22 protein-coding genes are annotated in these 22,752 nt (G+C 71.5%); 4 read left to right on the forward strand and 18 right to left on the reverse strand.

The window, feature by feature from the left end:
* Window positions 1-82: 82 nt before the first annotated feature.
* The 6 genes from VFZ20_RS26750 to VFZ20_RS26775 all read right to left on the reverse strand — a co-directional run bounded on the left by VFZ20_RS26750 (window position 83) and on the right by VFZ20_RS26775 (window position 5,182).
* Window positions 83-496 carry a BrxA/BrxB family bacilliredoxin gene (locus VFZ20_RS26750; RefSeq protein WP_349264134.1) on the reverse strand — a complete coding sequence of 138 codons (414 nt, stop codon included), beginning with the start codon at window positions 494-496 and terminating at the stop codon, window positions 83-85.
* 143 nt (window positions 497-639) lie between these two features.
* On the reverse strand, window positions 640-1,212 hold the full coding sequence (locus VFZ20_RS26755) for a cob(I)yrinic acid a,c-diamide adenosyltransferase (RefSeq protein WP_349264135.1): 573 nt from the start codon (window positions 1,210-1,212) through the stop codon (window positions 640-642).
* A gap of 456 nt (window positions 1,213-1,668) precedes the next feature.
* Window positions 1,669-2,382, reverse strand: coding sequence for a hypothetical protein (locus VFZ20_RS26760; protein WP_329687024.1), 714 nt, complete (start codon window positions 2,380-2,382; stop codon window positions 1,669-1,671).
* Complete coding sequence (locus tag VFZ20_RS26765) at window positions 2,379-3,296, reverse strand: LD-carboxypeptidase (protein ID WP_329687025.1); 918 nt, start codon at window positions 3,294-3,296, stop codon at window positions 2,379-2,381. The genes VFZ20_RS26760 and VFZ20_RS26765 overlap by 4 nt, the downstream gene beginning before the upstream one ends.
* Window positions 3,293-3,886: a hypothetical protein gene (locus VFZ20_RS26770; RefSeq protein ID WP_329687026.1), complete on the reverse strand. Its 594-nt coding sequence runs from the start codon at window positions 3,884-3,886 to the stop codon at window positions 3,293-3,295. Before VFZ20_RS26770 ends, VFZ20_RS26765 begins: the two co-directional genes overlap by 4 nt.
* 36 nt (window positions 3,887-3,922) lie before the next feature.
* Entirely contained in the window at window positions 3,923-5,182 is a 1,260-nt protein-coding gene (locus VFZ20_RS26775) for an MFS transporter (protein ID WP_329687027.1), read from the reverse strand.
* Between the two features lie 284 nt (window positions 5,183-5,466).
* On the opposite strand from VFZ20_RS26775, the gene VFZ20_RS26780 reads away from it, so the two are divergent.
* On the forward strand, window positions 5,467-5,775 hold the full coding sequence (locus VFZ20_RS26780; protein ID WP_329687028.1) for a tetratricopeptide repeat protein: 309 nt from the start codon (window positions 5,467-5,469) through the stop codon (window positions 5,773-5,775).
* A 7-nt stretch (window positions 5,776-5,782) separates the two neighbouring features.
* Here the strand turns inward: VFZ20_RS26780 and VFZ20_RS26785 are convergent, their stop codons facing one another.
* The 7 genes from VFZ20_RS26785 to VFZ20_RS26815 form a co-directional block, all read right to left on the reverse strand.
* Window positions 5,783-6,922 carry a PQQ-dependent sugar dehydrogenase gene (locus VFZ20_RS26785; RefSeq protein WP_329687029.1) on the reverse strand — a complete coding sequence of 380 codons (1,140 nt, stop codon included), beginning with the start codon at window positions 6,920-6,922 and terminating at the stop codon, window positions 5,783-5,785.
* 24 nt (window positions 6,923-6,946) lie between these two features.
* Window positions 6,947-7,213: a hypothetical protein gene (locus VFZ20_RS26790; protein WP_329687030.1), complete on the reverse strand. Its 267-nt coding sequence runs from the start codon at window positions 7,211-7,213 to the stop codon at window positions 6,947-6,949.
* Window positions 7,214-7,598: 385 nt separating this feature from the next.
* On the reverse strand, window positions 7,599-8,021 hold the full coding sequence (locus tag VFZ20_RS26795) for a response regulator (protein WP_329687031.1): 423 nt from the start codon (window positions 8,019-8,021) through the stop codon (window positions 7,599-7,601).
* Window positions 8,022-8,144: 123 nt separating this feature from the next.
* Window positions 8,145-8,912 carry a DUF488 domain-containing protein gene (locus VFZ20_RS26800; protein WP_329687032.1) on the reverse strand — a complete coding sequence of 256 codons (768 nt, stop codon included), beginning with the start codon at window positions 8,910-8,912 and terminating at the stop codon, window positions 8,145-8,147.
* Window positions 8,913-9,388: 476 nt separating this feature from the next.
* Entirely contained in the window at window positions 9,389-9,673 is a 285-nt protein-coding gene (locus VFZ20_RS26805) for a DUF427 domain-containing protein (protein ID WP_329687033.1), read from the reverse strand.
* A 28-nt stretch (window positions 9,674-9,701) separates the two neighbouring features.
* A complete protein-coding gene (locus tag VFZ20_RS26810; RefSeq protein ID WP_329687034.1) occupies window positions 9,702-10,457 on the reverse strand; it encodes a hypothetical protein in 756 nt (251 codons plus the stop codon).
* A 698-nt stretch (window positions 10,458-11,155) separates the two neighbouring features.
* The gene (locus VFZ20_RS26815) at window positions 11,156-12,547 is read right to left on the reverse strand and encodes a M28 family metallopeptidase (protein ID WP_329687035.1); all 1,392 of its coding nucleotides are present in this window, start codon (window positions 12,545-12,547) and stop codon (window positions 11,156-11,158) included.
* Between the two features lie 281 nt (window positions 12,548-12,828).
* On the opposite strand from VFZ20_RS26815, the gene VFZ20_RS26820 reads away from it, so the two are divergent.
* Complete coding sequence (locus tag VFZ20_RS26820) at window positions 12,829-12,987, forward strand: hypothetical protein (protein ID WP_329687036.1); 159 nt, start codon at window positions 12,829-12,831, stop codon at window positions 12,985-12,987.
* Window positions 12,988-13,054: 67 nt separating this feature from the next.
* Here VFZ20_RS26820 and VFZ20_RS26825 read toward each other — a convergent pair whose 3' ends face one another.
* Complete coding sequence (locus VFZ20_RS26825) at window positions 13,055-13,366, reverse strand: hypothetical protein (RefSeq protein ID WP_329687037.1); 312 nt, start codon at window positions 13,364-13,366, stop codon at window positions 13,055-13,057.
* Window positions 13,363-13,839, reverse strand: coding sequence for a PepSY-associated TM helix domain-containing protein (locus tag VFZ20_RS26830; RefSeq protein ID WP_329687038.1), 477 nt, complete (start codon window positions 13,837-13,839; stop codon window positions 13,363-13,365). The genes VFZ20_RS26825 and VFZ20_RS26830 overlap by 4 nt, the downstream gene beginning before the upstream one ends.
* Before the next feature lie 257 nt (window positions 13,840-14,096).
* Here VFZ20_RS26830 and VFZ20_RS26835 point away from each other — a divergent pair, with 257 nt between their 5' ends.
* Window positions 14,097-17,360, forward strand: coding sequence for a VPS10 domain-containing protein (locus VFZ20_RS26835; protein WP_329687039.1), 3,264 nt, complete (start codon window positions 14,097-14,099; stop codon window positions 17,358-17,360).
* Window positions 17,361-17,625: 265 nt separating this feature from the next.
* Here VFZ20_RS26835 and VFZ20_RS26840 read toward each other — a convergent pair whose 3' ends face one another.
* From VFZ20_RS26840 to VFZ20_RS26850, 3 genes are all read right to left on the reverse strand, one after another.
* Complete coding sequence (locus VFZ20_RS26840) at window positions 17,626-18,498, reverse strand: DUF3800 domain-containing protein (RefSeq protein WP_329687040.1); 873 nt, start codon at window positions 18,496-18,498, stop codon at window positions 17,626-17,628.
* A 214-nt stretch (window positions 18,499-18,712) separates the two neighbouring features.
* Window positions 18,713-19,969, reverse strand: a complete 1,257-nt coding sequence (locus VFZ20_RS26845) for a tetratricopeptide repeat protein (protein WP_329687041.1) — start codon at window positions 19,967-19,969, stop codon at window positions 18,713-18,715.
* A 20-nt stretch (window positions 19,970-19,989) separates the two neighbouring features.
* Window positions 19,990-21,321 (reverse strand): AAA family ATPase, encoded by a 1,332-nt coding sequence (locus tag VFZ20_RS26850; protein WP_329687042.1) that lies wholly within the window; start codon window positions 21,319-21,321, stop codon window positions 19,990-19,992.
* Window positions 21,322-21,507: 186 nt separating this feature from the next.
* On the opposite strand from VFZ20_RS26850, the gene VFZ20_RS26855 reads away from it, so the two are divergent.
* On the forward strand, window positions 21,508-22,752 hold a 1,245-nt coding region (locus tag VFZ20_RS26855), incomplete at its 3' end, for a M28 family peptidase (RefSeq protein ID WP_329687043.1).

The following is a 22,752-nucleotide window of genomic DNA, read 5'->3' on the forward strand; positions in this document are numbered from 1 at the left end:
CATCGCTCCAGCGCTTCCACATCGGGGAAGGAATCAGTTGCAGGCTATTCCCTGTTCCCTGTTCCCTATTCCCTGCCGTTCCTCAGCAGTACGCGTCGAACGCCCGCACCAGGTCGTTCGCGATGGCGTCCGCCGAGCGGCCCTCGATCTGGTGGCGCTCCAGCATGAACACCACGTCGCCGTCCTTGAGCAGCGCCATGCTGGGCGACGACGGCGGATAGCCGTGAATGTGCTGGCGGGCGGCCGCCGTGGCCTCGGGGTCCTGGCCCGCGAACACCGTCACCATCCGCGGCGGCTTGCGGTCGTTCTGCAGCGCCATGGCCACCGCCGGGCGCGCGTTGCGCGCGGCGCAGCCGCACATGCTGTTCACCACCAGCAGCGTGGGCTCGCTGGTGTCGGCCAGCGTGGTCTCCACCTCGTCGGCCGTGCGCAGCTCCTGCACGCCCAGGCGCGTGAGCTCCTGGCGCATGGGCGCGATCATCATCTCCGGGTACATCGCCATCGTACGTTCCTCCGTTGCGCGTATCGTTCAACCCGCATGCTGCCGTTGGGTACTCCGCAGCGCCGCGCGGGTTCGGCTCCGTCGTACATCATCGACCCGCCGGCGTCCGTACGCAAGGCGCCACCACGCGGAACGGCTCAGCGCTGGCCGGAAACCCAGGGCACGTCCTCCACGCCCGCGCGGCGGTTGGCCAGCCGCGCCAGGGTGAACAGCAGGTCCGACAGGCGGTTGAGGTAGGTGATCCACTCCGCGCCCACGTGCGCCTGCCGCGCGAGGGAGACGACCCGCCGCTCCGCCCGGCGGCAGACGGTCCGCGCCAGGTGCAGGTACGACGCCGCGCCCGTGCCGCCGGGAAGCACGAAGTTCTGCAGGGGCGCCAGCTCGCCCTCGGCGGCGTCGATCCAGGCCTCCAGCTCCTCCACGCGCCCCTCGGGCAGGCCGGGGATGAACGACGACGGGCGGCCGCCGTCTTCCGGCGCGGGCGTGGCCAGGTTCGCGCCCACGGTGAACAGGTCGCTCTGCACGGCCCGCAGCGCGTCGGCCAGGGCCGTTTCGCCGGCGGCCTGCAGCTTGGAGACGGCGATGCCCAGCACGGAGTTGAGCTCGTCGACGTCGCCGTAGGCTTCCACGCGGGCGTCGTCCTTGGGCACCCGCTGCCCGCCGAACAGCCCCGTCTCGCCGCGGTCACCGGTCTTGGTGTAGATCTTCAGGGTCATGGGATTCGGTGATGAAACGCGTCCGGGATGAGATCCAGCGAGGTAGCGGGCGATCCTCGGCCCGCCGAGGGCCCCCTCCCCCCGGCCCCCTGCCCCCTGCCCCCGCTTCGCGGGGGAGGGGGAGAACTTCGTTCGGACATCCGGACGGCTCGTGCCGAAAGCAACCCGCCCCTCTCCCGGCCTCTCCCCGCTCGTTCCTCGCGGAGAGAGGAGAACCCAGACCCAGCACGAACTGAGTTCCGTGCACGGAGCTCGCCCTCTCGCCGACCCCTCCCCCGAAGTTGGGGGAGGGGTCGACCGCCGTTGCGAGGAACGAGCAAAAGGCGGTCGGGGGAGAGGGCCCCCCGTCGCGCAGCGACGGGGATTCCGCCGGTCCGGATCTGCATCCTGTACGATCCGGATCTGCATCATCGATCCGCATCTCCCTCGCCCGTCGTCCTTCCCCTCCGCCTACGCCCCCGCCCGACCCTCCACCACGGGGGCCAGCGCCGCGACGGCCGCGGCGCCCAGCGTCCACTCCAGCCACAGCAGGCGGCGCAGCACCTTGCGGGGCGTCCAGTCCTCGCCGTCCAGCTCCAGGCGGTAGCCACGCATCTCGTCCGGCAGCGTCGTCAGGCGGTCCACGACGAGCGCCAGGGCCGTATCCAGCTGCTGCAGCGTTTTCTCGGGGACCTCGGCCATGGGCGTGGCGCCCAGCCGGCTCAGCGTCCACCACTGCGCGCGGGCCAGCTCCTCCAGCACCCGCCGGGCCGTCATCCCGCCGGGCGTCTCGGCATCCAGCAGCGCGTCGGGGCGGCGGCGGACGTGCGCCAGGATGCGCCCGCGCAAGGTGCCCAGCCGCTGCACGCCGCGCTCCGCCTCGTCCTGCTGCAGCGGGCGCAGGTCGTCCTCGAACAGCGCCTCGCTCTCGCCGATGGAGACGCGCGCGTCCGTCGACACCCACTCGTCCACGGCCAGCTCCAGCTCCGCGCCCGGCGGGGGCACGGGCTCGCCGGAGACGGACAGGAAGCGCAGCCACTCCATCAGCGTCCGCTCGAACGCGCCCACGGCCGCCTCCGCCGATCCGCCGATGGCCACGCACCCCGGCACGGTGAGCGCGTGCGCCATCACCGCGCCGTCCGCCCCTTCTTCCAGCCCCACCCGGATGGTCATCAGCTCCGTCACGCGACGGCACCCTCCAGCAGCGCGAGTGTGCCCGCGTCTGCATCCAGCCGCGCACGCAGGCCCACGGGCAGCGTCCAGTTGTCGTCGATGTGGCCGAACGGGAAGCCGATGGCGACCGGCACGCCCAATCTGCCCAGCCGGTCGTGCAGCACCTCGCGGGCGAGCGCGTCGCCGTTCTCGCCCGGCACCTCCGTGATCCCGCCGACAGCGATCCCCGACACGGCGTCCAGCACGCCGGCCAGCGTGAGGTGGCTGAGCATGCGGTCCAGCCGGTACGGCGACTCGCCCACTTCTTCGATGAAGAGGATGGCGCCCTCCGGCTGCACGGCGTACGGCGTCCCCATGGTAGCCGAGAGCAGCGACAGGTTTCCGCCCACCAGCGGCCCCTCGGCGGACCCGCCGGCCAGCGTCTCGCCGCGCTCCGCCCCACCGGGCGGAAAGGGAAGCACGCCCGCGGGCTCGGCGGAGGCCAGCACGCGCAGCAGGCCGTCGCGGGCAAAGTCCGGGAACTCCGGCGTGTGCGGATGCGGGCCGTGAAAGCCCACGACGCCCACCGCGTTGGCGCCCAGGTGCACCGCCGTGTTGTCGCTGAAGCCGATGAGCGGCTTGGGATCGCGGGCCAGGGCGGGCCAGTCGATGTCGTCCAGGATGCGCATGGTCCCGTATCCGCCCCGCAGGAACCAGACGGCGCGGATCTGCGGATCACGGAGGGCCGCGTTCAGGTCCGCCGCGCGCTCCGCGTCCGATCCGGCCAGGTATCCACGCCGGCCGCGGCAGTTCTGCCCCGCGACGGGCTCCCAGCCCACCGACCGCACGCGCTCCATGGCGCGTTCCACCCCGCCCTCCGGGATGGGTCCGGCCGCCGCCACCAGCGCCACGCGCGCGCCTGCCTCCAGCTTCGGGGGGACGATCATCGGGCGCCTTTAGACGTTGAATGCGATTGTGGCGGTCCCCCATCCGGAACTGCCGCTGGAAAAGTGCGCTCTGTTATACGAGCAAGCCGCTCTTCCTCAAGCCGCACCACTTTCTGGCCCAATCGCAGAACGGTGTTGATGGCACTGTTCTCCAGTTTTTCTCGATCGTGCAGCTTACCAACAAAGGTGCTAAGCGCGCTCATCAACTCTCGATGATCTGCGTCGTTGTCGTTTAGCAGCAGGTTGATACGTGCCATTAGGCGTAGTAAGCGCACACCTAAGGCTTGCGCTTGCTCCAGATCAATCGACCAAGATCGATCAGCTACGGACTGCGCGACAAACAATTCACCAGCGAGTTCGGCCAGTTCAACGCGCAGGGTGGCAATCCACTGCTGACGCCCGCTTGCCGCCAACGCGGCTTCGACCTGCAGAATCGCAAGTTTCTGGCTTGCATGTGCCTGCTCCCGTGCTGCCTGTAAAGCAGCATCGGCCTGCTTCCGCGCTGCGGCCAGCACGGAGTACGCGCCAATCCCCGCGACGACCAGAGTGGTTAACAGCCCCGCAATCGTCAGGAACTCAGCGGGTGACATCGGAACGCCGTTTCGGATAGAACGCGCATCGATGGATCATCGGGCCACTTCCACGATGCCGGTGAGCGCGAGCACGCACAGCGCGGCCGCGAGAAAGAGCGAGGCGGAGACGTACGGCGCCGCCAGCCCCACGTGCGCCAGCGCCACCCCGCCCCACCAGGGACCCAGCACGCGGGCCAGCGCGGACAGCGACTGCGACGCGGCCAGGATGCGCCCCTGCTCCGCCGGCCCCGCCTGGTGCGAGATCATGGCCGTGACGGACGGCGTCGCCGCGCCCTGGCCGATGGCCCACGCCGCCAGGGCCACCCCCACGAGCGGGATGGTGGGCGCGGCGGGGACGGCGGCCATGGCCAGGGCCAGCAGGCCCAGCCCCAGCATGGCGCTGCGGCGCTCGCCCATCCGCCGGACCAGCTTGCCCACCAGGACACCCTGCGCCAGCGCCGCGATGAGCCCGATGACGGCGAACCCGTAGCCGATGCCCTCCGGCGTCATCCCGAACTTGCGGACGGCCCACAGCGCCATGATGGCTTCCACGGCGGAGAGCGCGAGCGTCGTCAAAAAGCCGATGGCGTACAGCCGGCGCAGCCGCGGCGACGCGCCCGTCACCGTGGCCAGGCGCGCGCGCAGGCCGGCGCGGGCGGGCTGCTGCGCGCGCAGCGACGGCGGCAGCGACTCCGGCAGTCGGAAGTAGGCGACGATGCCGTTCAGCGCGGACAGCAGGGCGGCGCCCAGGAACGGCCACTCCGGCCCGAAGCGCGAGAGCAGCCCGCCCGTGGCGGGGCCGAAGATGAAGCCCAGCCCGAACGCCGCGCCGATCATCCCCATCCCCTTGGCGCGGTCCTGCGGCGGGGTGACGTCGGCGATGTAGGCCTGCGCCACGCCGATGGTGGCGCCCATCATCCCGCTCACGGCCCGCGCGACAAAGAGCACGGCCAGCGAGCCCGCCAGCCCGAACGCCAGGTACGACGCGGCCGAGCCAAAGAGCCCCACCAGCAGCACGGGCCGTCGGCCAATGCGGTCGGAGAGGCGCCCCCAGCCAGGCGCGAAGAAGAACTGCATCAGCGAGTAGATGGCCAGCAGCCACGCGGCCGCCACTGGCCCCGCGCCGAACCGCTCTCCGTAGAGCGGCAGCAGGGGGATGACGATCCCGAACCCCACGAGGTCCAGGAACACCGTGACGAAAACCACCGCCAGCGGCGAGCGGCCGGTGGCGGCGTTGGGCCTACGCGCCAGCCGCGGCGGCCCGGACGGCGTCCGGAGGCTGCGGGCGGCGGCGCTGGAAGATGTGCTGCTCAACGGTCCTGCGGTTCCTTCCCGAGTTCACCAGGGAGCGCGGAAGATACCGCACGCGGCGCGCCCTGACAACGCACCCAAGTCGTACCCGCGCCGCCACTTGCTTGTACCCCCAAAAACCAACTGCGATTCTCACGCAGAGCCGCGGAGGCGCGGAGTACCCCGTTCCGAGCAAGAATGGGGTACTCTGCGTCCTCTGCGGCTCTGCGTGAGAAATTTCTTTTGAAGTTTTGGAACGGGACCTGATCCGCTTACATTGGCGGCGAACCCTGCGAGAGGAGGATCGCGTGTCGGATCGGATCGAGGCGTTGCGAAAGATGGCCGAGGCGCGGCCCAACGACCCGCGCCCGTGGTTCGGGCTGGCGCTGGAGTACGAAAAGGCCGAGCGGTGGGACGACGTCGTCCAGACGCTGCGCGACTACCTGGGCCGCACGGACGACGAGGGCAACGCGTGGGGACGGCTGGGTGCCGCCCTGCGCCGCCTGGGCCGCGACGACGAGGCCCGCGAGGCGTACGGAAAGGGGATCGAGGCCGCCACCCGCCACGGGCACCCCACCATGGCGGGCGAGTTCGAGGACGTGCTCGACGAGTGGTAGCGCCGCCCTACGCCGCGGCCTCGATGCGGTAGACGGCGCCGCTGGCGATGAGGTACAGCTCGCCGCGCCCGTCCTCGCCGAACGAGGTCACGTTGCCCACGTTGGGCACCTCCCACGTGCGCGGGTCCGTGGCGGCGCCGTTGACGTAGCGGAAGCTGCGCAGCCACCCCTCGCAGTAGTCCGAGTAGAAGTACGTGCCGCGCAGGGCCGGGATGTCCTGCCCGCGGTACACGAAGCCGCCCGTGATGCTGCAGCCGTCCGCGTGCGTGTACTCCGCCGCGGGCAGCGTGAGCCCCGTGCGCGTGCAGCCGTCGCGGGGCTCGAAGCAGTCGCTGCCCTCCATCGTGTCCCACCCGTAGTTCACGCCGGCCTGCGCGGCCGGCACCACGTCGACCTCCTCCAGCCGGTTCTGCCCCACGTCGGCCACGTACAGCCGGCTCTCCGCGCGATCCCAGCTAAACCGCCACGGGTTGCGCAGCCCCGACGCCCAGATCTCTGCCCGGCCGTCCGTGCGCCCCGCGTACGGGTTGTCGGCCGGAATCGTGTACGGCGCGGCGCCGTTCACGTCCAGGCGCAACATCTTGCCCAGCAGCTGCGTGGGATCCTGCGCCGCCCCCAGCGGATCGCCCGCGCCGCCACCGTCGCCCATCCCCACGTACAGCCGTCCGTCCGGGCCAAACGCCACCAGCCCGCCATTGTGGTTGGACGCCGGCTGGTCGATGGCGATCACCAGCTGCGCCGACGCCGGGTCCGCGCGGTTGCGGTCGGCGCTCACGCGGTAGCGCTCCACCCGCGTGTCCCCATTGACGTCCGTGTAGTTGACGAAGAAGAAGCCGTTGGACGCGTACTGGGGATGGAACGCCATGCTCAGCAGCCCCCGCTCGCCCCCGGACGACACGCGGCTGGCGATGTCCAAAAACGGCGTGGCCAGCAGCGCGCCGTTCTCCACGACGCGGATGCGCCCGCCCTGCTCCACGACGAACAGCCGCGCGTCGCCCGTGGGGGCGACCAGGTGCACGGGCGACTGCAGCCCGCCCACCACCTGCCGCAGGCGAAGGGCGACGTCGCCCGGGGGCGGCTGGTTGTCGGAGGGATTGCCGTCGCAGGCGGCCAGGGCCAGCAGCAGGCAGAGCGCGATGCGGCGCATGGGCGATCTCCGGGAATCAGGGGATTACGGCCGGTCCGCGATGGATTCCCCGTGCGCGTCGTCGTCCAGGTCCAGCAGCTCGCGCGCGTCCAGCTCGCGGTGCCAGGGCACGCGCACCCGCACGCCGAACTGCGTGGGACCCTGGTATCCCAGGCCAAAGATGGCGACGTTCTGCCCGCCTTCCACGTGCGCGGGGATGCCTGCCTCGCGCAGCGTCTCCGCGGCGAAGTCGGCCTCCCACACGGCGCCGAACGACGCCACCACCACCCAGGGATCGTTGCGCTCGTGCATGCCTGTGTTCGCGCGGCGGATACGGGGATTTGCTCTGGATGGTACGCTGCAACCCGCGCGGCGGTCAAAGGTTTCGTGTGGGGAGAACGGCCGGGGCGCGATGATGGGAGACTCCGGCGGAGTGTGTCTCGCCCGCCGAGGGCCCCCTCCCCCCGACCCCCTGCCCCCGCTTCGCGGGGGAGGGGGAGAACAACGCGTCGGGCGCGAAGCTCGCCCACGAAAAACCCCTCCCCCGTAGTTGGGGGGAGGGGTCGACCGCCGTTGCGAGGAACGAGCAAAAAGGCGGTCGGGGGAGAGGGCCCCCCGTCGCGCAGCGACGGGCGCTCAGCCATCCGCGGAGATGCCGATCAGCCCAATCCACCCATCCGCCGATCCGCATCTCCCATCATCCCTCCGCGCCCACGGCCCCGCTTTCCGCATCCTCCTCGTCCTCCGTGCAGCCGGGGCCGATGATGCGCCGCACCTCCTGGATGAGGTGCGGGGGCATGCAGGGCTTGGTCAGCAGCTCCACGAAGCCCTCGGCCACCAGCCGGTCGCGGTCCACGGACAGCGCCATGGCCGTGAGCACCACTACGGGGATGTCCGCCGTGCGCGGGTCCTCCTTGATCAGCCGCAGCGCCGTGCGTCCGTCCATCACGGGCATGGCCAGGTCCATCAGCACCAGGTCCGGCAGGTGCGCGCGGCACAGGTCCACGGCTTCCTGGCCGTTGGATGCACCCAGCGTGCGGTACCCCTCGCGCGCGAGCACGGTGAGCAGCGCATACCGGTTGTCCTCGTGGTCGTCTGCGAGGAGAATGGTCCTGGACATGGGTGCGTCGGATAAAGCCGCCGGCGAAAGCGGATCCGCCGGCGTGTGTCGCGTGTGTCTGGAATGAGCTCCGAATCGTACGTCGCGTCATCCGCAAAATCGGCGCCTTGCCGGGCACAGCGGTCACGCGCCGCCGAACAGGTCCGCCTGGGGCGTCGCGGGATACGTCAGGCTGTCGCCCCGCACCAGCGCGTGCGGCGACAGCACCGCCGGCGCCGCGCCTCCCGGCCCGATGATATCGAACACCGGCACCCCGCGCGCCAGCAGGGCGTCCGTGATCAGCCGGCGGTGACAGCGCCAGGGTACGGCCTCAGCGCACATGACGACGGGCCGGCGGTGCGCCGCATCCTCCATCAGCCGCGCCAGCGCCGCGCGGAACGGGGCCGTGGCCATGTAGTCGGCGTAGGCGCGAAAGGCGGCGTGGCGCCACGCCGTGTTGGGCGACAGACCAGCCGTTGGATCGCTCGCGCGGCGGCCGCCCAGCGCCTCCTCGTGGCGGTACGCGATGCCCGCCTCCGCCAGTGACGCGGCCAGCGCCTCGCTGCCGAACTGCGGGTGGCGGCGGGAGCCGGGAAAGCGCCGTACGTCCACCAGCAGCTGGATGTCGTTCTCCCGCAGCAGCGCGATGAACTCGCCGATGGTGCGCGTGGAGTGCCCGATGGTGAACACCGCCCCCGCCGGCACGTCCTCCCCCGTCGTTGCTTCCATCCCGTTGCGTCCCCGTACCTGTCTTCCGCCCGCCGCGATGCCGTCCACGCCGCGCATGTTCCGGTCCACGGCGGCGCAAGGAGGTCGTCTTTCCCCCGCCCGCGCCTCGGCCAGCCGAACAATCTGGTTGCCCCAGTGCGCGATCCCGCCCGCGCGCTGAGTCCGCGCGAGGGGTTCGTGCACGGGCGAAGTCCGTGCGCGGCGCGACCCGATTCTTCACTCGGCCGATCTGCAACGGGAGAGATCACGACGCGCCTCCTTCAGAATGACAGCAGGGGACGAATCGCGTTGTCGCGGTTTTTTCTGTTTTCTCCCCGTCCGTCCTCGCTGTCATTCTGAGCGACCGAGGCGCCGGCCGGGTCTGTCCCTGCCGTGATGCGTCCGGCGCCGACCGAGCGAAGAATCTGGTCGCCGGAGTACGCGATCCCGCCCGCGCGCTGAGTTCGCGCGCGTGGGGCCCGTGCACGGGCGAGGTCTGCGCGCGGCGCGACCAGATTCTTCGCTCCGCGCCATCGTGCACGGGATGGATCGCGACGGCGCTCCGCTCAGAATGACAGCACGCGACGGATCACGCGACGCGTCTCATCCGCTTCGCGGAAAAGAACAGTGCCGGATCAGGAACCCTGATCCGGCGCCGTCAACTTCCGCACTCACGCACTTCACTTCTCCACCTGCACGCCCTTCCAGAACGCCACGTGGTCGCGGATGTTCGCGGCGGCGTCCTTGGGATCGGGATAGTACCAGGCGGCGTCGGCGTTCTCCGCTCCATCCACCACCACGTCGTAGTAGCTGGCCGTGCCCTTCCACCCGCAGACCGTGTGCGTGCCGCTGTCGCGCAGGTACGCGCGGTTCACGGCCTCCGCGGGAAAGTAGACGTTGCCTTCCACCACCTCGTACGTGTCGCTCTCGGCGATGACCGCGCCGTTCCACGTTGCTCGCGCCATGTCGGGATCTCCGTCGAAATCGAAAGGTTCAGCGGCCCAGCAGCCGGCCGGCGCGCGCCGCCGCGGAATCGAGCGCGGCGTACGGCGTCAGCGTGCCCGTGGCCACGTCGTAGAGGAACGCGCGCTGGCGCATCCGGTCCCGCTCCACGCGCTGGCCCGCCGGCGGCTCCAGGGCGTAGACCAGCATCCGCCCCGCGTCCAGCGCCTCGTGCGACGCGTAGAGGAGCGGCGGCCGCAGCACGGGGCGCAGGCCGCGTCCGTCGCGGTCCGTCACGTACAGCCGCGTGGGATCCAGCTCGTTCAGCTTGCCGTTTCCGTCCGCATCGTCCAACGCCATCAGGTACGTGATCCACGTAGACAGCGAATCGCTGGGCGCCTGGCCCTGGCCCGGCAGAAACACGCGATGGATGAACGCCGGCCGGTCCAGAAGCAGCCGCGCGCTGTCGCCCTCCAGGAAGATGACGTTCACGTCGGGCACCCCGGCGTCGCCCTCGTACCGCCGTCCGTTCAGCCCGCGCGTGGGCACGAAGTCTCCGCCGTAGCCCACGCGAACCATGCGCGTGCTCGTGCCGCGGATGTCCATTGGCCCCGCGTATCGCACGGCGCGCGCCTCCTCGCGCCTGGGCTCGCTCTCGCGCGCGATGCGCACGGCGTCATCCGAGGCGCCCGCATTGCGGAACACCTGCGCGAGCACCGCCACGCCGCCCACGAGCAGCAGCACGAGCAGCAGCGAGCCGATCAGCAGCCAGATCCAGCGCAGGGCGCGGTCCAGGGAAAGCTTCATGCGAGGGGATGCGGATGGGATGAGGGTCGTGGCCCCAAAGGTGAGCCACCGCCCAGCGCCCGGCAAGGATCGCGGCCGTTGTACGCGCGCATCCCCACCCGCGGATGCGCGAGCGGAGATGGACGGACGTGGATCGGATGAGCCGATGCGGATCGGATGTGGGCGAGGACGAGCAGATGCAGATCGGCCCGTGATGATGCTCGAACGCCGCCCTCGCGCCGAGCGAATGAATTCGCCGCTGGAACATCACGAAGTCCGCCTGCGCGGACTGCCCCAGCAAAGGCGGCCCAGGTGCAGCGGAGCAGGGCTCGAGCATCAGTCAGTCGGCCGGGCACCGGGCCCACCGCCGGGCCCATCCCGTGTTGGCGGATGAAGCCCTGTTCGCAGAGCGCGTCGGCGCGAGACAGGGCTTATCGCTGTCCCAGCGGCGGGTTCACCCGCTCAGGCTGGGGACCCGTTCACCCGCTGGGAGCTCCTTCACCCGCTCGGCTGAGAGCCGGATGCGCTGACCGACGCCCGGCCCGTGTGCGCGGATCAACTTCGGCCCAGTCGACCAAGCGCCGGGCCCATCCCGTGTTGGCAGTTGAAGCCCTGTTCGCAGAGCGCGTCGGCGCGAGACAGGGCTTTCCGTAGTCCCAGCGGCGGGTTCACTCGCTCAGGCTGGGAGCCTGCGATCTCGTCCAGTCGCCCGGCCTGGCTCAGTTCGCCGGGGTGCCGCTGCCGAAGGGCAGGCGCTCGGGCATCTCGGCGGCGACCCAGGCCATCACGGCCATGGCGGCCACGGAGCGGGCCACGTCGCGCGGGTCCAGCTTGTCGGGTGTATCCGCGGCCGTGTGGTGATACCAGAAGTAGCGCGACCCATCCACCTCCAGCCCCATCCCCGGCACGCCCAGCGCCATGATGGGCCCGATGTCGGCCCCTCCGCCGCCGCGGTTGACGGTGCCCGCCCCGATGGGCGCCAGCAGCGCGCCGATGCCCTGCGCCACCTGGAACGCCGCGTCCGTCCCCGTGAAGCCGAACCCCGTGGGCGCGAACACGCCCTCGTCGCTCTCGATGGCCAGCACGTGGTTCTCCACCTCGCCCCGGTGCGCGTCGCGGTAGGCGTTGCCGCCGCGCAGGCCGTTCTCCTCGTTGGTCCACAGCACCACGCGCACGGTGCGCCGCGGGCGCAGGCCCAGGCGCGCCATCAGCCGCACGGCCTCCCACGCGGCCACGCACCCGCCGGCGTCGTCCATGGCGCCGGGGGCCACGTCCCACGAGTCGATGTGCCCGCCCAGCACCACCACCTCGTCCGGCCGCTCGCGCCCGCGCAGCTCCGCGATCACGTTGCGCGACGGCGCGTCGGGCAGCGTGTGCGCGCCCATCCGCAGGCGCACGCGCGGACGCTCGCCGCGGGCCTGCATCCGCCGCAGCAGCATGGCGTCCTCCATCGACAGGGCCGCGGCGGGGATGGGCGGAACGCTGTCGTTGTAGCGCAGCGAGCCCGTGTGCGGCGACTGCATGCCGAACGGCCCCACGGAGCGGATGAGGCTGGCGACGGCGCCGACGCGGGCGGCCTCCACGGCGCCGCGGCTGCGGTACTGCACCGTCTGCCCGTACGAGGTGAACGGCACGTCGAAGAGCACGATGCGGCCCCGCGCCTCGCCCGCGCGCGACTGCAGCTCGTCGAAGCTGCCGACGACCAGCACCTCGGCCTCGATGCCCTCCGCGGGCGTGCCCACGCTGCCGCCCAGCCCCAGCATGTGCAGCCCCACGGCGCGCGGCTGGACGAGCGCGGCCGATTCCTCGCCGCGCACCCAGCGGGGCACCATCACGGGCTCCGTGTGCACGTTCTCCAGCCCGTCGGCGCGCATCTGCTCCACCGTCCAGTCGATGGCGGCCTCCAGCTCCGGCGTGCCGCTGAAGCGCGGGCCAAAGCGGTCCACCATCTCGGCGATGCGCAGCCAGGCGGCGCTGTCGGCCGTGGCGGCGCGGATGAGGCTGTCGGCCTGCGCGCGGTAGCGGCCGGCGATGGCGGATGCGTCCTGCGCGGCCAGCGGCGTCCCCGCGAGCAGGGCGGCGGCCACGGCGAGGGAGAGGCGGCGGATCATGGGATGCGCGTCCGTGCGAGGGGGTGGATGCGGTGCGGATGGCAATCTGCGGATTCCGGCGCGATCCGGCCAGCGGGAGATATCACCGCGCTCCAGGCCCTCACCCCGCTCTAGACGAGCCCGCCCGCAGGGAATCGGCGATCACGGCACCGGCGGCGGATCATCCGCGCGACGGGCCGGCACCTTCATCCGGCACGTTACGCGACGTTCGTTGCAGATGAGGGACGCCGGACTTATGCTGCGTCGCGTGCAGTTCATCCAGCCCCGCGCGAGGAGGACGTATGTCGAACGATCCGCTCTACCAGCCCGCCGGCACCGTGCCGAACAACCCCATCTACAAGCCGGGAGGAGCCGACGAGCTCTCCTCCGGGGCCATCCAGGTCAACCCGCTCTACGAGGGCGCCGGCACGGACGCGTTCAATCCGCTCTTTCAGCCGTAGGCGTGCGTTCCCCGTGGCCGGGAGCATCGTCACGGGCACCACGCCAACGCGGGCGTGGTGCCCGTCTTCATGCGGCTTTCTTCGCCGTTCCGCCCCTCCGCCGCGCGCCCGCCGTCCACCCCATCGCGCCGCCCAGGACCGCGCCGAGAAGCATGGCCCAGTGCACGAGCACGGGGCGCCCTCCGCCGTCACCCCAGGGGACGGGCGGGTAATGCAGCGCGGCCACGGTCACGAGCATCCCCAGCGCGTGCCCGGTGACCGCGCCCCAGAACACGCCTTTCCACGCGGCCGATCGGCGTCGCAGCCGGTGCCCCATCCACAGCAGCGCGACCGGGGCGATGAACAGGCCCGTCAGCAGCGCCATCGTCGGCAGGCTCATCCGCGGCTCCGGGGGTAGAGCCACAGCCAGTAGCCGCTGATGAGCAGCACGGCCAGCGCCACGGCCGCCAGGTCGCTCAGCAGGATCCCCTGGTCACCAAAGATCTCGCCGGAGTGCAGCGTTTCCAGGAACACGTCGTTGCGCAGCCCCACGTGCAGCACGCGTCCCGTGGCCAGGTCCACCGTAACCTCGTGCACCTCGCGGTCGTCGAAGCGCACCTTTACGAACCCGTCGCCGGGGCGCAGGTCCATGCGGTCGATCCCCGCCGCGGCCACGGCGGGCGCCACGGCGCGCTCCGCCCGCGCGGCCAGCTCCGCCACGGGGAGCGACTGCGCCAGCGCGCCGGGCGACGGGTTGTCCACGTCGGGCATGAGGCCCAGCGGGCGCTTGTGGTTGAGCAGGATGCCCGTGACGCAGATCACCAGCACGATGCCCGTGGTGGCGATCCCCAGCCACAGGTGCGCGTGGAACATGGCGCTGGCCCATCCGCGGGACCGTCCCCGGGAGCGCGCGGGGCCGGCGGAAGAAGGCGGGGTGCTTGTGCGAGCGGGCATCACGACGAAAGGTTGATGGAACGCGTGTATACCGTATACACCCGGCGACGCTAGCCCTCCCGGCGCGCCGCTGCAAGGGCCGCCGTGGCAAGAAAGCTGCGGCGCCCACGACGCGCGCCGGTGCCCCCGCGCCGGCCGCGTCCGTCCATCCATCCCCTCTCGATCTCGCGGACCCCATGCACCGATTCCGCAGTGCCCTCGTGGTGCTCGCCCTGCTGGCCGCGCCCCCGCTGGCGGCCCAGGTGGAGCGCAACACGCCCCCGGACCCCGACAGCGTGCGCTACCGCGGCCTGGCCTGGCGCAACCTGGGCCCCAACCGCGGCGGCCGCTCTATCGCGGTCACCGGCAGCACCAGCCGGCCCCTGGAGTACTACTTTGGCGCCACGGGCGGCGGGCTGTGGAAGACCACGGACGGCGGCACCACATGGGAGCCCGTCACGGACGGCAAGATCGGCAGCGCCACCATCGGCGCCGTCGAGGTCTGCCAGTCCAACCCCGACGTGCTGTACCTGGGGACGGGCGAATCGCAGCTGCGCGGCAACATCCAGCCCGGCGACGGCGTCTACCGCTCCACGGACGCGGGCAAGACGTGGACGCACGTGGGGCTGCGCGCGGCGCGCAACGTGGGGCGCATCCGCGTGCACCCGACCAACTGCGACGTGGCGTACGCGGCGGCGTTCGGCGAGTACAGCGGGCCCAGCGCCGAGCGCGGCATCTACCGCACGACGGACGGCGGGCAGACGTGGACGCGCGTCCTCCATCGTGACGACCGCACGGGGGGCGTGGACATCTCCATCGACCCCAACAACCCCGACGTGGTCTTTGCCGCCCTGTGGGAGGCGTGGCGCAACCAGTGGGGGATGAGCAGCGGCGGCGAGGGCAGCGGCCTGTTCCGCTCCACGGACGGCGGACAGACGTGGACGGAGCTCACGCGGAAGCCGGGGATGCCGGCGCGGGGACTCGTCGGCAAGATCGGCGTCTCGGTCTCGCCGGCGGACAGCATGCGCGTGTTCGCCATCGTGGAGCACGACAGCGGCGGCGTCTTTCGCTCGGACGACCGCGGCGAGACGTGGACGCGCGTGAACAGCGAGCGCAAGCTGCGGCAGCGCGCCTTTTACTACACGCGCCTGCTGGCAGACCCAAAGGAGCGCGACCGCGTCTACGTGCTGAACGTGGGCTTCTACCGTTCGGACGACGGCGGGCAGACGTTCCCCACCTCCATCCGCGTGCCCCACGGCGACAACCACGACCTGTGGATTGCCGCGGACGACAACCAGCGGATGGTGCAGGGCAACGACGGCGGCGGCAACGTGAGCTTCAACGGCGGCCGCACGTGGACGGAGCAGGATTATCCCACCGCGCAGATCTACCGGCTCGCCTTTTCCGCCCACCAGCCCGCGATGGTCTGCGGCGGGCAGCAGGACAACACGACGGTCTGCGTGCCCCTGCGCGGCTGGGGCCACCTGAACGCGGGCGGCCGCAACTTCTTCTCCGTGGGCGGATGCGAATCGGGCTACGTGGCGCCGCACCCCACCAACACGGACATCTACTACGCCGGCTGCTACGGCGGCGCGCTGGACCGCTTTGACCAGTCCACCGGGCAGTCGCGGGCCGTGAACGTGTGGCCCGAGAACCCCATGGGCCAGTCCGCCAGCGACCTGCGCGAGCGGGTGCAGTGGACGTTCCCCATCGTCTTCGATCCGCACGACGCCAACACGCTGTACACGGGCACGCAGCACCTGTGGCGCACCACCAGCGAGGGGCAGAGCTGGGAGCGCATCTCGCCGGACCTTACCCGCGCCGATCCCGCCACGCTGGGACCGTCCGGCGGCCCCATCACCCGTGACCAGACGGGCGTGGAGACGTACGGCACCGTGTTCGCCATCGGGCCCAGCCCGCGCGAGCGGGGGCTCATCTGGACGGGCTCGGACGACGGCAAGGTGTACGTCACCCGCGACGGCGGCGGCAGCTGGGCCGACGTCACGCCGCCGGCGCTGCCGGAGCAGACCAAGATCTTTACCGTGGAGCCGTCGCCGCACCGCGCGGGCACGGCGTACGTGGCCGGCAACCGCTGGCTGCTGGGCGATTTCCGTCCCTACCTGTTCCGCACGGACGACTACGGCCGCACGTGGACGAGCATCGCATCCAACCTGGGCGAGGGCGAGTTCCTGCGCTCCGTCCGCGAGGACACGGAGCGTCCGGGCCTGCTGTACGCGGCCACGGAGCGCGGCATCTGGGTCAGCTGGAACGACGGCGCCGCGTGGGAGTCGCTGCGGCTGAACCTGCCCGTGGTGCAGGTGAGCGACATCGGCATCCGCGGGCCGGACGTGGTCATCGCCACGCACGGCCGCAGCTTCTACGCGCTGGACGGCGGCGCGCACCTGCTTCGGCAGATGAACCAGGCCCCCGCCGCGCCCGACGCCGCCAGCCGCACGCGCGGCCGTCCGTCCGCCCAGGCGCGCCTGTTCGCCCCCGCGGACGCCGTCCGGGGCGTGGACCAGGGCGTGACGGTGTACTACACGCTTCCGTCGCCGGCGCGCCGCCTCACGCTGGACTTCCTGGACGCGCAGGGCAACGTCATCCGCAGCTACGCCAGCGACACGCGGCCGGATTCCGTGCGCAACCGACGCCGCGGCGGGAGCGGCGGCGAGGACGACGAGGACCGGCCGCGCTCGTCGCGCTACGCCCCCAACCAGGCGGGGATGAACCGGTTCAGCTGGAACCTGCGCTACCCCGGCCCCACGTCGTTCCCGGGGATGATCCTGTGGGCGGCCGACACGGCGTCGGGCCCGCGCATTGTCCCCGGAACGTACACCGTGCGGCTGACGGCGGACGGCCGCGAGCTGCGCCAGCCGTTCACCGTGCGGCTGGACCCGCGTGTCACCAACGTGTCGCGTGACGACCTGGTGGCGCGGTTCGACCTGGCCATGCGCATCCGCGACCGCACCAGCCAGGCGAACGACGCCGTGCTGCTCATCCGCGGCGTGCGCGAGCAGGTGGAGGAGCGGATGGAGCGCACGCAGAACGCCGCCGTCCGCGCGGCAGGCGACTCGCTGCTGGCGCACATGGCCGCCATCGAGGAGCGGCTGTACCAGGTGCGCAACCAGAGCAGCCAGGACCCGCTCAACTACCCCATCCGCCTGAACAACAAGCTGGCGGCGCTCATGAGTCTGGTGGAGGATGCCGAGAGCACGCCCACCACGCAGTCGTACCAGGTGTTCGAGGCCCTCTCGGCCGAGCTGGACCGCGAGATGGAGGCCCTGGACGCCGTGTGGGCGCGGGACCTGGATGCGTTCAACCGCGCCCTTCGCGCCGCGCGCCTGCCCGTGGTCACCCGCACGCCCCTGCGCGTGGACGAGGACGCGCAGGGCAGCGGCCGCGACGAGGAGGAAGAGGCGGAGGAGGAAGAAGAGGAGGAGGAGGAGCACCGCCGCTGGTGACGGGCGGGTTTCCCCGGACCGGACGATGACGACGGGCCGGCGGAGCGATCCGCCGGCCCGTCGCGCGTTTCGAAAGCCCGGTGTGAACAGATAAAGATTTCTCACGCAGAGCCGCAGAGGCGCAGAGTACTGCATTTCCGCGCCGGACGGGCTCGTCCGTTGGGAAACGGCCCGGCGCCTTTCCGTTGACATGATAGGGACGCGTCCCTATCTTTTTCCCCGGAGGCTTTGCAGCGGGCACCTGCCCCTGCATTGCCTTTTTTTATTACCCTCCAGCTTCTTCGCGCGCCCTCAGGTCGGCAATTAGCGCAAAGCTCCAGATCACGAAGTTCGGATTTCCCATCCGCTCCCGAGTCGCTCGGTAACGGATCTGGCAGACTCTGTCCACGAGATCTGCGAGCTCCGGACGGGCAGGTTCATCCATCCCCGGCAGACGAAATCCCCACGAGAGGATATAGGCCACCAGATCGGCGATCTGAACGCCGGTGGTCAGCTCGCTGTGGACGAAGAACGGTTCGGGAATAATCTGCGATGCACGGGTGCGCCCCTTCCACGTCTCTTGGAAGTACCGGTTCATCTGCTCGATCAGCAGGTGGCTCTGCACCCGCTCCAACTCGTCGAACACGACCAGTCCGAGAGCTTCACGATCGGAGTCTTCCAGGAAGTAGAAGAATCGCTCGAAGAGGTAGGCGTAATCCTTTCGCAGGAACCCGCTTCCGGCCGGACGCGGCGCGTCGGGTGGGATGAGGCTGGCGAACGCGCGGCAACGAAACCGGGCGCAGATTTCCAGCGCCTCGGACACATAGGCGATCTTTGCCTGCGCCAGCGCGGTGAGCTCGCGACGGCTCACTGCGGCGCCATTTGCCAAACATCGCGCGGCGAGTGCGCTCCGCTCGCCCGGCTCGATCGGGGGTAGCTGGGCAGCAAGACGAAAGGTCTTGGCCTTGAGCAGCTTCTTGGCCCTCAGTTCTCCCCGGTCTGCGGTGTATCGAACTCCGAAATGCCGCAGCTCGGCATCCCGAAGTGCCTGGATGAGGTTCCAGAGATCCTGGTCTTTGACAGCGACTCCAGCCAGTACCTCGTACGGAGACTCTTTCCGATCCTGGCCGCTTTCGTCGATGAAGAGAAAGTATGCCATGGGAGTTCCCGGTGTGAACGTTTATGGCGAGTGCGGATCATAGGTGCATCCACCTCCGTGCACCAGCGGCACGACCGGGCGAAGCGAAACGCCGGCGCGGAGAACGTTCTCGTTCTCCGCGCCGGCTTTCGTCCGTCTACCACGGTTCCGCACGGGACCAGGGTACTCTGCTGCCCCTGCGCCCTCCGCGTGAGAATGCGGTTCCGCCGTTCCGTCAGCCGCGCAGGTTCACGCCCCACGAGGTGATCACGACCCCCAGGAACACCACCGTCGACAGCGTGCCCGCCGCCTCCGTCCGGCCCGTGGCCGCCAGCGCGAGCGACGCCGCCGCGATCACGTACAGCGAGCTCGTGACGATGCTCATCACGCGCGTGGCCCGGCCCCGCGGTCCGTTGAACGTGGCACCCAGGGGAATGAGCAGCACCGCGAACAGCAGCACCCCCAGCCAGGCCCACTCCAGCCCGGCCAGCGCCGCCACCAGCAGCGCCGCCACCACGCCGATCCCCGCCGCCATGAGCGCGCCCGACAGCCGCTGCTCCGGCAGCAGCACGTAGCGCCCCTCCTTGCTGGCCAGCAGCACGGCGTTGAAGATCTGCGGCGCCGTCCACGACAGCAGCACGAACGCGCCGTACGCGATCATCAGGGGCAGCAGCCACGGCGCCAGCCCGGGGTTGGCGGCCGAGACCGAGCGCAGGAGCCGGTAGCCGAAGTATCCGCCCAGGATCACCATCCACCGCGTGCGGGGCTCCAGGCGGTTCATCCACAGAAAGTACCGCAGCATGGCCCCGTAGACGGGGTTGCGCGCCTTCATGGCCTCCGCCAGCCCCTCCCGCGCCCACGTGCTCTGCGGGTCCAGCCGCAGCGCCTCGCGAAAGTGCGTGAGCGCGCCCTGCCGGTCGCCCTCGTGCAGCCGCGTCCAGCCCTGGTTGGCGTGCGTGGTGCTGCTTTCCGGCGCGCGGGCCAGCGCGCCCCGCAGCGTGCTGCCCGCCTCGCCGCGCCGGTCCAGGTGCACCAGCGCCTGCGCGCGCAGGTTGGCCGCGCCCACGTGCCCGGGGTCAATGGCCAGCGCCTCGTCCGCCGCGTCCAGCATCTCGCGCCAGCGGCGGCGCCCGCTGTGCGCGGCGGCAAGCACGGTGTACGCGTCCGCGTCGTCCGGGTCCATCTCGATGGCCTGCTCGGCCGCGCGGCGGGCCTCGTCCCAGCGCCCCGCCTCCAGGTGCACCCGCGCCTCCACGTAGCGCGGAAACGGGTGATCCGGCGCCAGGCCGATGGCGGCCTGCGCCTCCTGCAGCGCCTCGGCGCGGCGGTCGTCGTGCTCCGCCAGCACCAGGGCCAGCAGGGCGTGCGTGTCGGCGTCGTGCGGGTCCTGCGCCAGGGCCAGGCGGTACTCGCGCTCGGCCATGTCGTGCCGGCCCTGCTGGGCCAGCAGCCAGCCCCGCTGGCGGTGCGCGGACGTGGAGTCGGTCGTCATCAGCGGAACGGGAAGAGGGGTTACGCCAGCCAGGGCTTCACGTCGTCGTACAGGCCGCCCTCGTTGGCGTACATCACGTAGTTGCGGGCCGTGGAGAACCACTCGCGGGTGCTGGGGCGCACCTCCTTGAGGGCCGCCAGCAGGTCCGCCGTCCCCAGCGGCAGGGGACGGCCCGTGCGGATGGCCTCCGACAGCTTGCGCTCGATGGCGACGTCCACGACGGCCTTGAGGTCCGCGCCGCTGAAGCCGTCCGCCTTGCGCGCCACCTTTTCGAAGTCCAGCCGGTCCGCCGGCTTGCCCCGGCACAGGATCTCCAGGATGGCCGCGCGGGCCGGCGCATCCGGCGGGGGGACGAACAGCACGCGGTCGAATCGCCCCGGCCGCCGGAAGGCGGGGTCCAGGTGCCAGGGGGCGTTGGTGGCGGCCAGCACCAGCAGCCCGTCGTTGCCCCCGTCAATGCCGTCCAGCTCCGCCAGGAACTGGTTGATGAGGGGCCGGCCGGCGCTCGTGCGAAAGTCGCTGCGGCGGCTGGCCAGCGCGTCCACCTCGTCAAAGAACAGCACGCACGGCGCCTGCCGCCGCGCCTGGGCAAACAGGTCCGCCAGGTTGCGCTCGCTCTGGCCGATCCACATGTCCAGCACCTCGTGGATGCCCACGCTGATGAACGTGGCGTCCACCTCGCCGGCCGTGGCGCGAGCCAGGTGCGTCTTGCCGCATCCTGGCGGGCCGTACATCAGGATCCCGCCGCCGATGGGCCGGCCGTACGCCCGGTACATCTCCGGGTGCCGCAGGGGATGGATGATCTTGAGGCCGATCTCCTCCTTGACCTTGTCCATCCCGCCCACGTCCGCGAAGCGCACGCCCGGCTTCTCCACGCTCGCCACGCCCGGCACGTCCCCGCCGTCCGAGGCGGAGGCCGACGCGGGCTCCGGGGCGGGCCCGGCGCGCACGCCGCCCAGGCGCGCGGCCAGCTCCACGTCCGCGGCGGCGGGGTCGGCGGCCACGGCGGCCTCGTACGCATGCCGCGCGCGCGCCGTCTCCCCCGTCTCCAGGAGCAGGCGGGCCAGCAGCAGCTGCACCTGCGTGCCGCCGCGGCCCGCGCGGGCCTCCTCCTCCAGCACCACGAGGGCGGCGGACAGCTTGTTCTGCCCGCGGAACGCCTGCACCAGCCCCAGCCGGGCGGCGGCATCGTCGGGGTCCAGGCGCAGGACGGCGCGGAGCTCCGCCTCGGCCTCGTCAAAGAGGCCGGCGCCCAGCAGGGCATCGCCCAGCAGGCGGCGGAGCGTGGCGTCGTCGGGCGCGATGCGCACGGCCTCGCGCAGGGCGCGCAGCCGGTCGGAGGCTTCAGGCATCAGGATCGCGAGGAAAACCGGGAACGGCCGAAAGGGAACGCCGACGATAACCACGTTCCGCACGGCCGGTCAAGACGGCCGCGCGGCGGATGGACGCGGCGGACGACTGGACGGGACGGCGCCGAGGGGCCATTGTGACGCGGCGAAAGAACGACGGGGCGGCACTCGAGCACGGGGAAGATGCGGATGAGCGGATGGAAGGCGCGGGGCGCGGCAGCGCTCCTGCTGGCGGGCACGGCCGCGTGCGCGCCGGCGCAGGGGAGCGCGGCGGATGCGCCCAGCGCGGCGTCGGCGAGGGCGGGAGGGTCGATGGCGGGCGGAGAGGCGGCCATCACGGCCGAGGGGCTGCTGGCGGACATCCGCGAGCTGGCGTCGGACCGGTTCCTGGGGCGCGCCGTGGCCACGGCCGGCGAGGACTCCACCATCCGGTACATCAGCCGCCGGTTCCGCGAGATGGGCCTGGCGCCCGGGATGCCGGACGGCAGCTACCTGCAGCGCGTGCCCCTCGTGGCCACCACGTCGCGCGTGGACGCCGGCGTGCGCGTGGGCGGGCGGGACGTGCCCTGGCGCCAGCTGGAGGACATGGTCGCGTGGTCGCAGCGGCCGGATTCCACCGTGGAGGTGGATGACGCGCAGGTCGTCTTCGTGGGCTACGGCGTCGTGGCGCCGGAGCTGAACTGGGACGACTTCAAGGGCGTGGACGTGCGGGGCAAGACGGTGGTGATGCTCATCGGCGACCCGCCCGTGCCGGACCCGCGCGACACCACGCGGCTGGACCCCGACGTGTTCCGCGGGCCCGCCATGACGTACTACGGCCGCTGGACGTACAAGTACGACGTGGCGGCCGAGCGCGGCGCGGCGGCCGTGCTGCTCGTGCACCAGACGGGGCCGGCGGGCTACCCGTGGAGCGTGGTGCAGAGCAACGTCCGCGAGCGCTTCGAGGTGGAGGGCGCGCGGCCGCACGTGCCCGTGGAGGGGTGGATCCAGCTGGAGACGGCGCGCGCGCTGATGGCGGCCGGCGGGCAGGACTTCGCCGCGCTGGAGCGGGCGGCCCGCACGCGCGAGTTTCGCCCCGTGGCGCTGGACGCGCGCGCCCGCTTTCGCGTCCGCAACGCCGTGCGCCGGGTGGATTCGCACAACGTCGTGGCGCGCATCGAGGGCTCGGACCCCGCCGTGCGCGGCGAGGCCGTGCTGTTCAGCTCGCACTGGGACAGCTTTGGCGTGGGCCGGGCCATCAACGGCGACAGCATCTACAACGGTGCCCTGGACGACGCGTCGGGCGTGGCGTGGATGCTGTCCCTGGCCGGCGCCTACCGGCGGATGAATCCCGTGCCGCGCCGCTCGCTCGTCTTCGTGGCCTTCACGGCGGAAGAGTCGGGGCTGCTGGGCGCGCGGTGGTACGCCGCGCATCCCGTCATTCCCCTGGCAAAG

This window comes from Longimicrobium sp. (assembly GCF_036280135.1).
Taxonomy (GTDB): domain Bacteria; phylum Gemmatimonadota; class Gemmatimonadetes; order Longimicrobiales; family Longimicrobiaceae; genus Longimicrobium.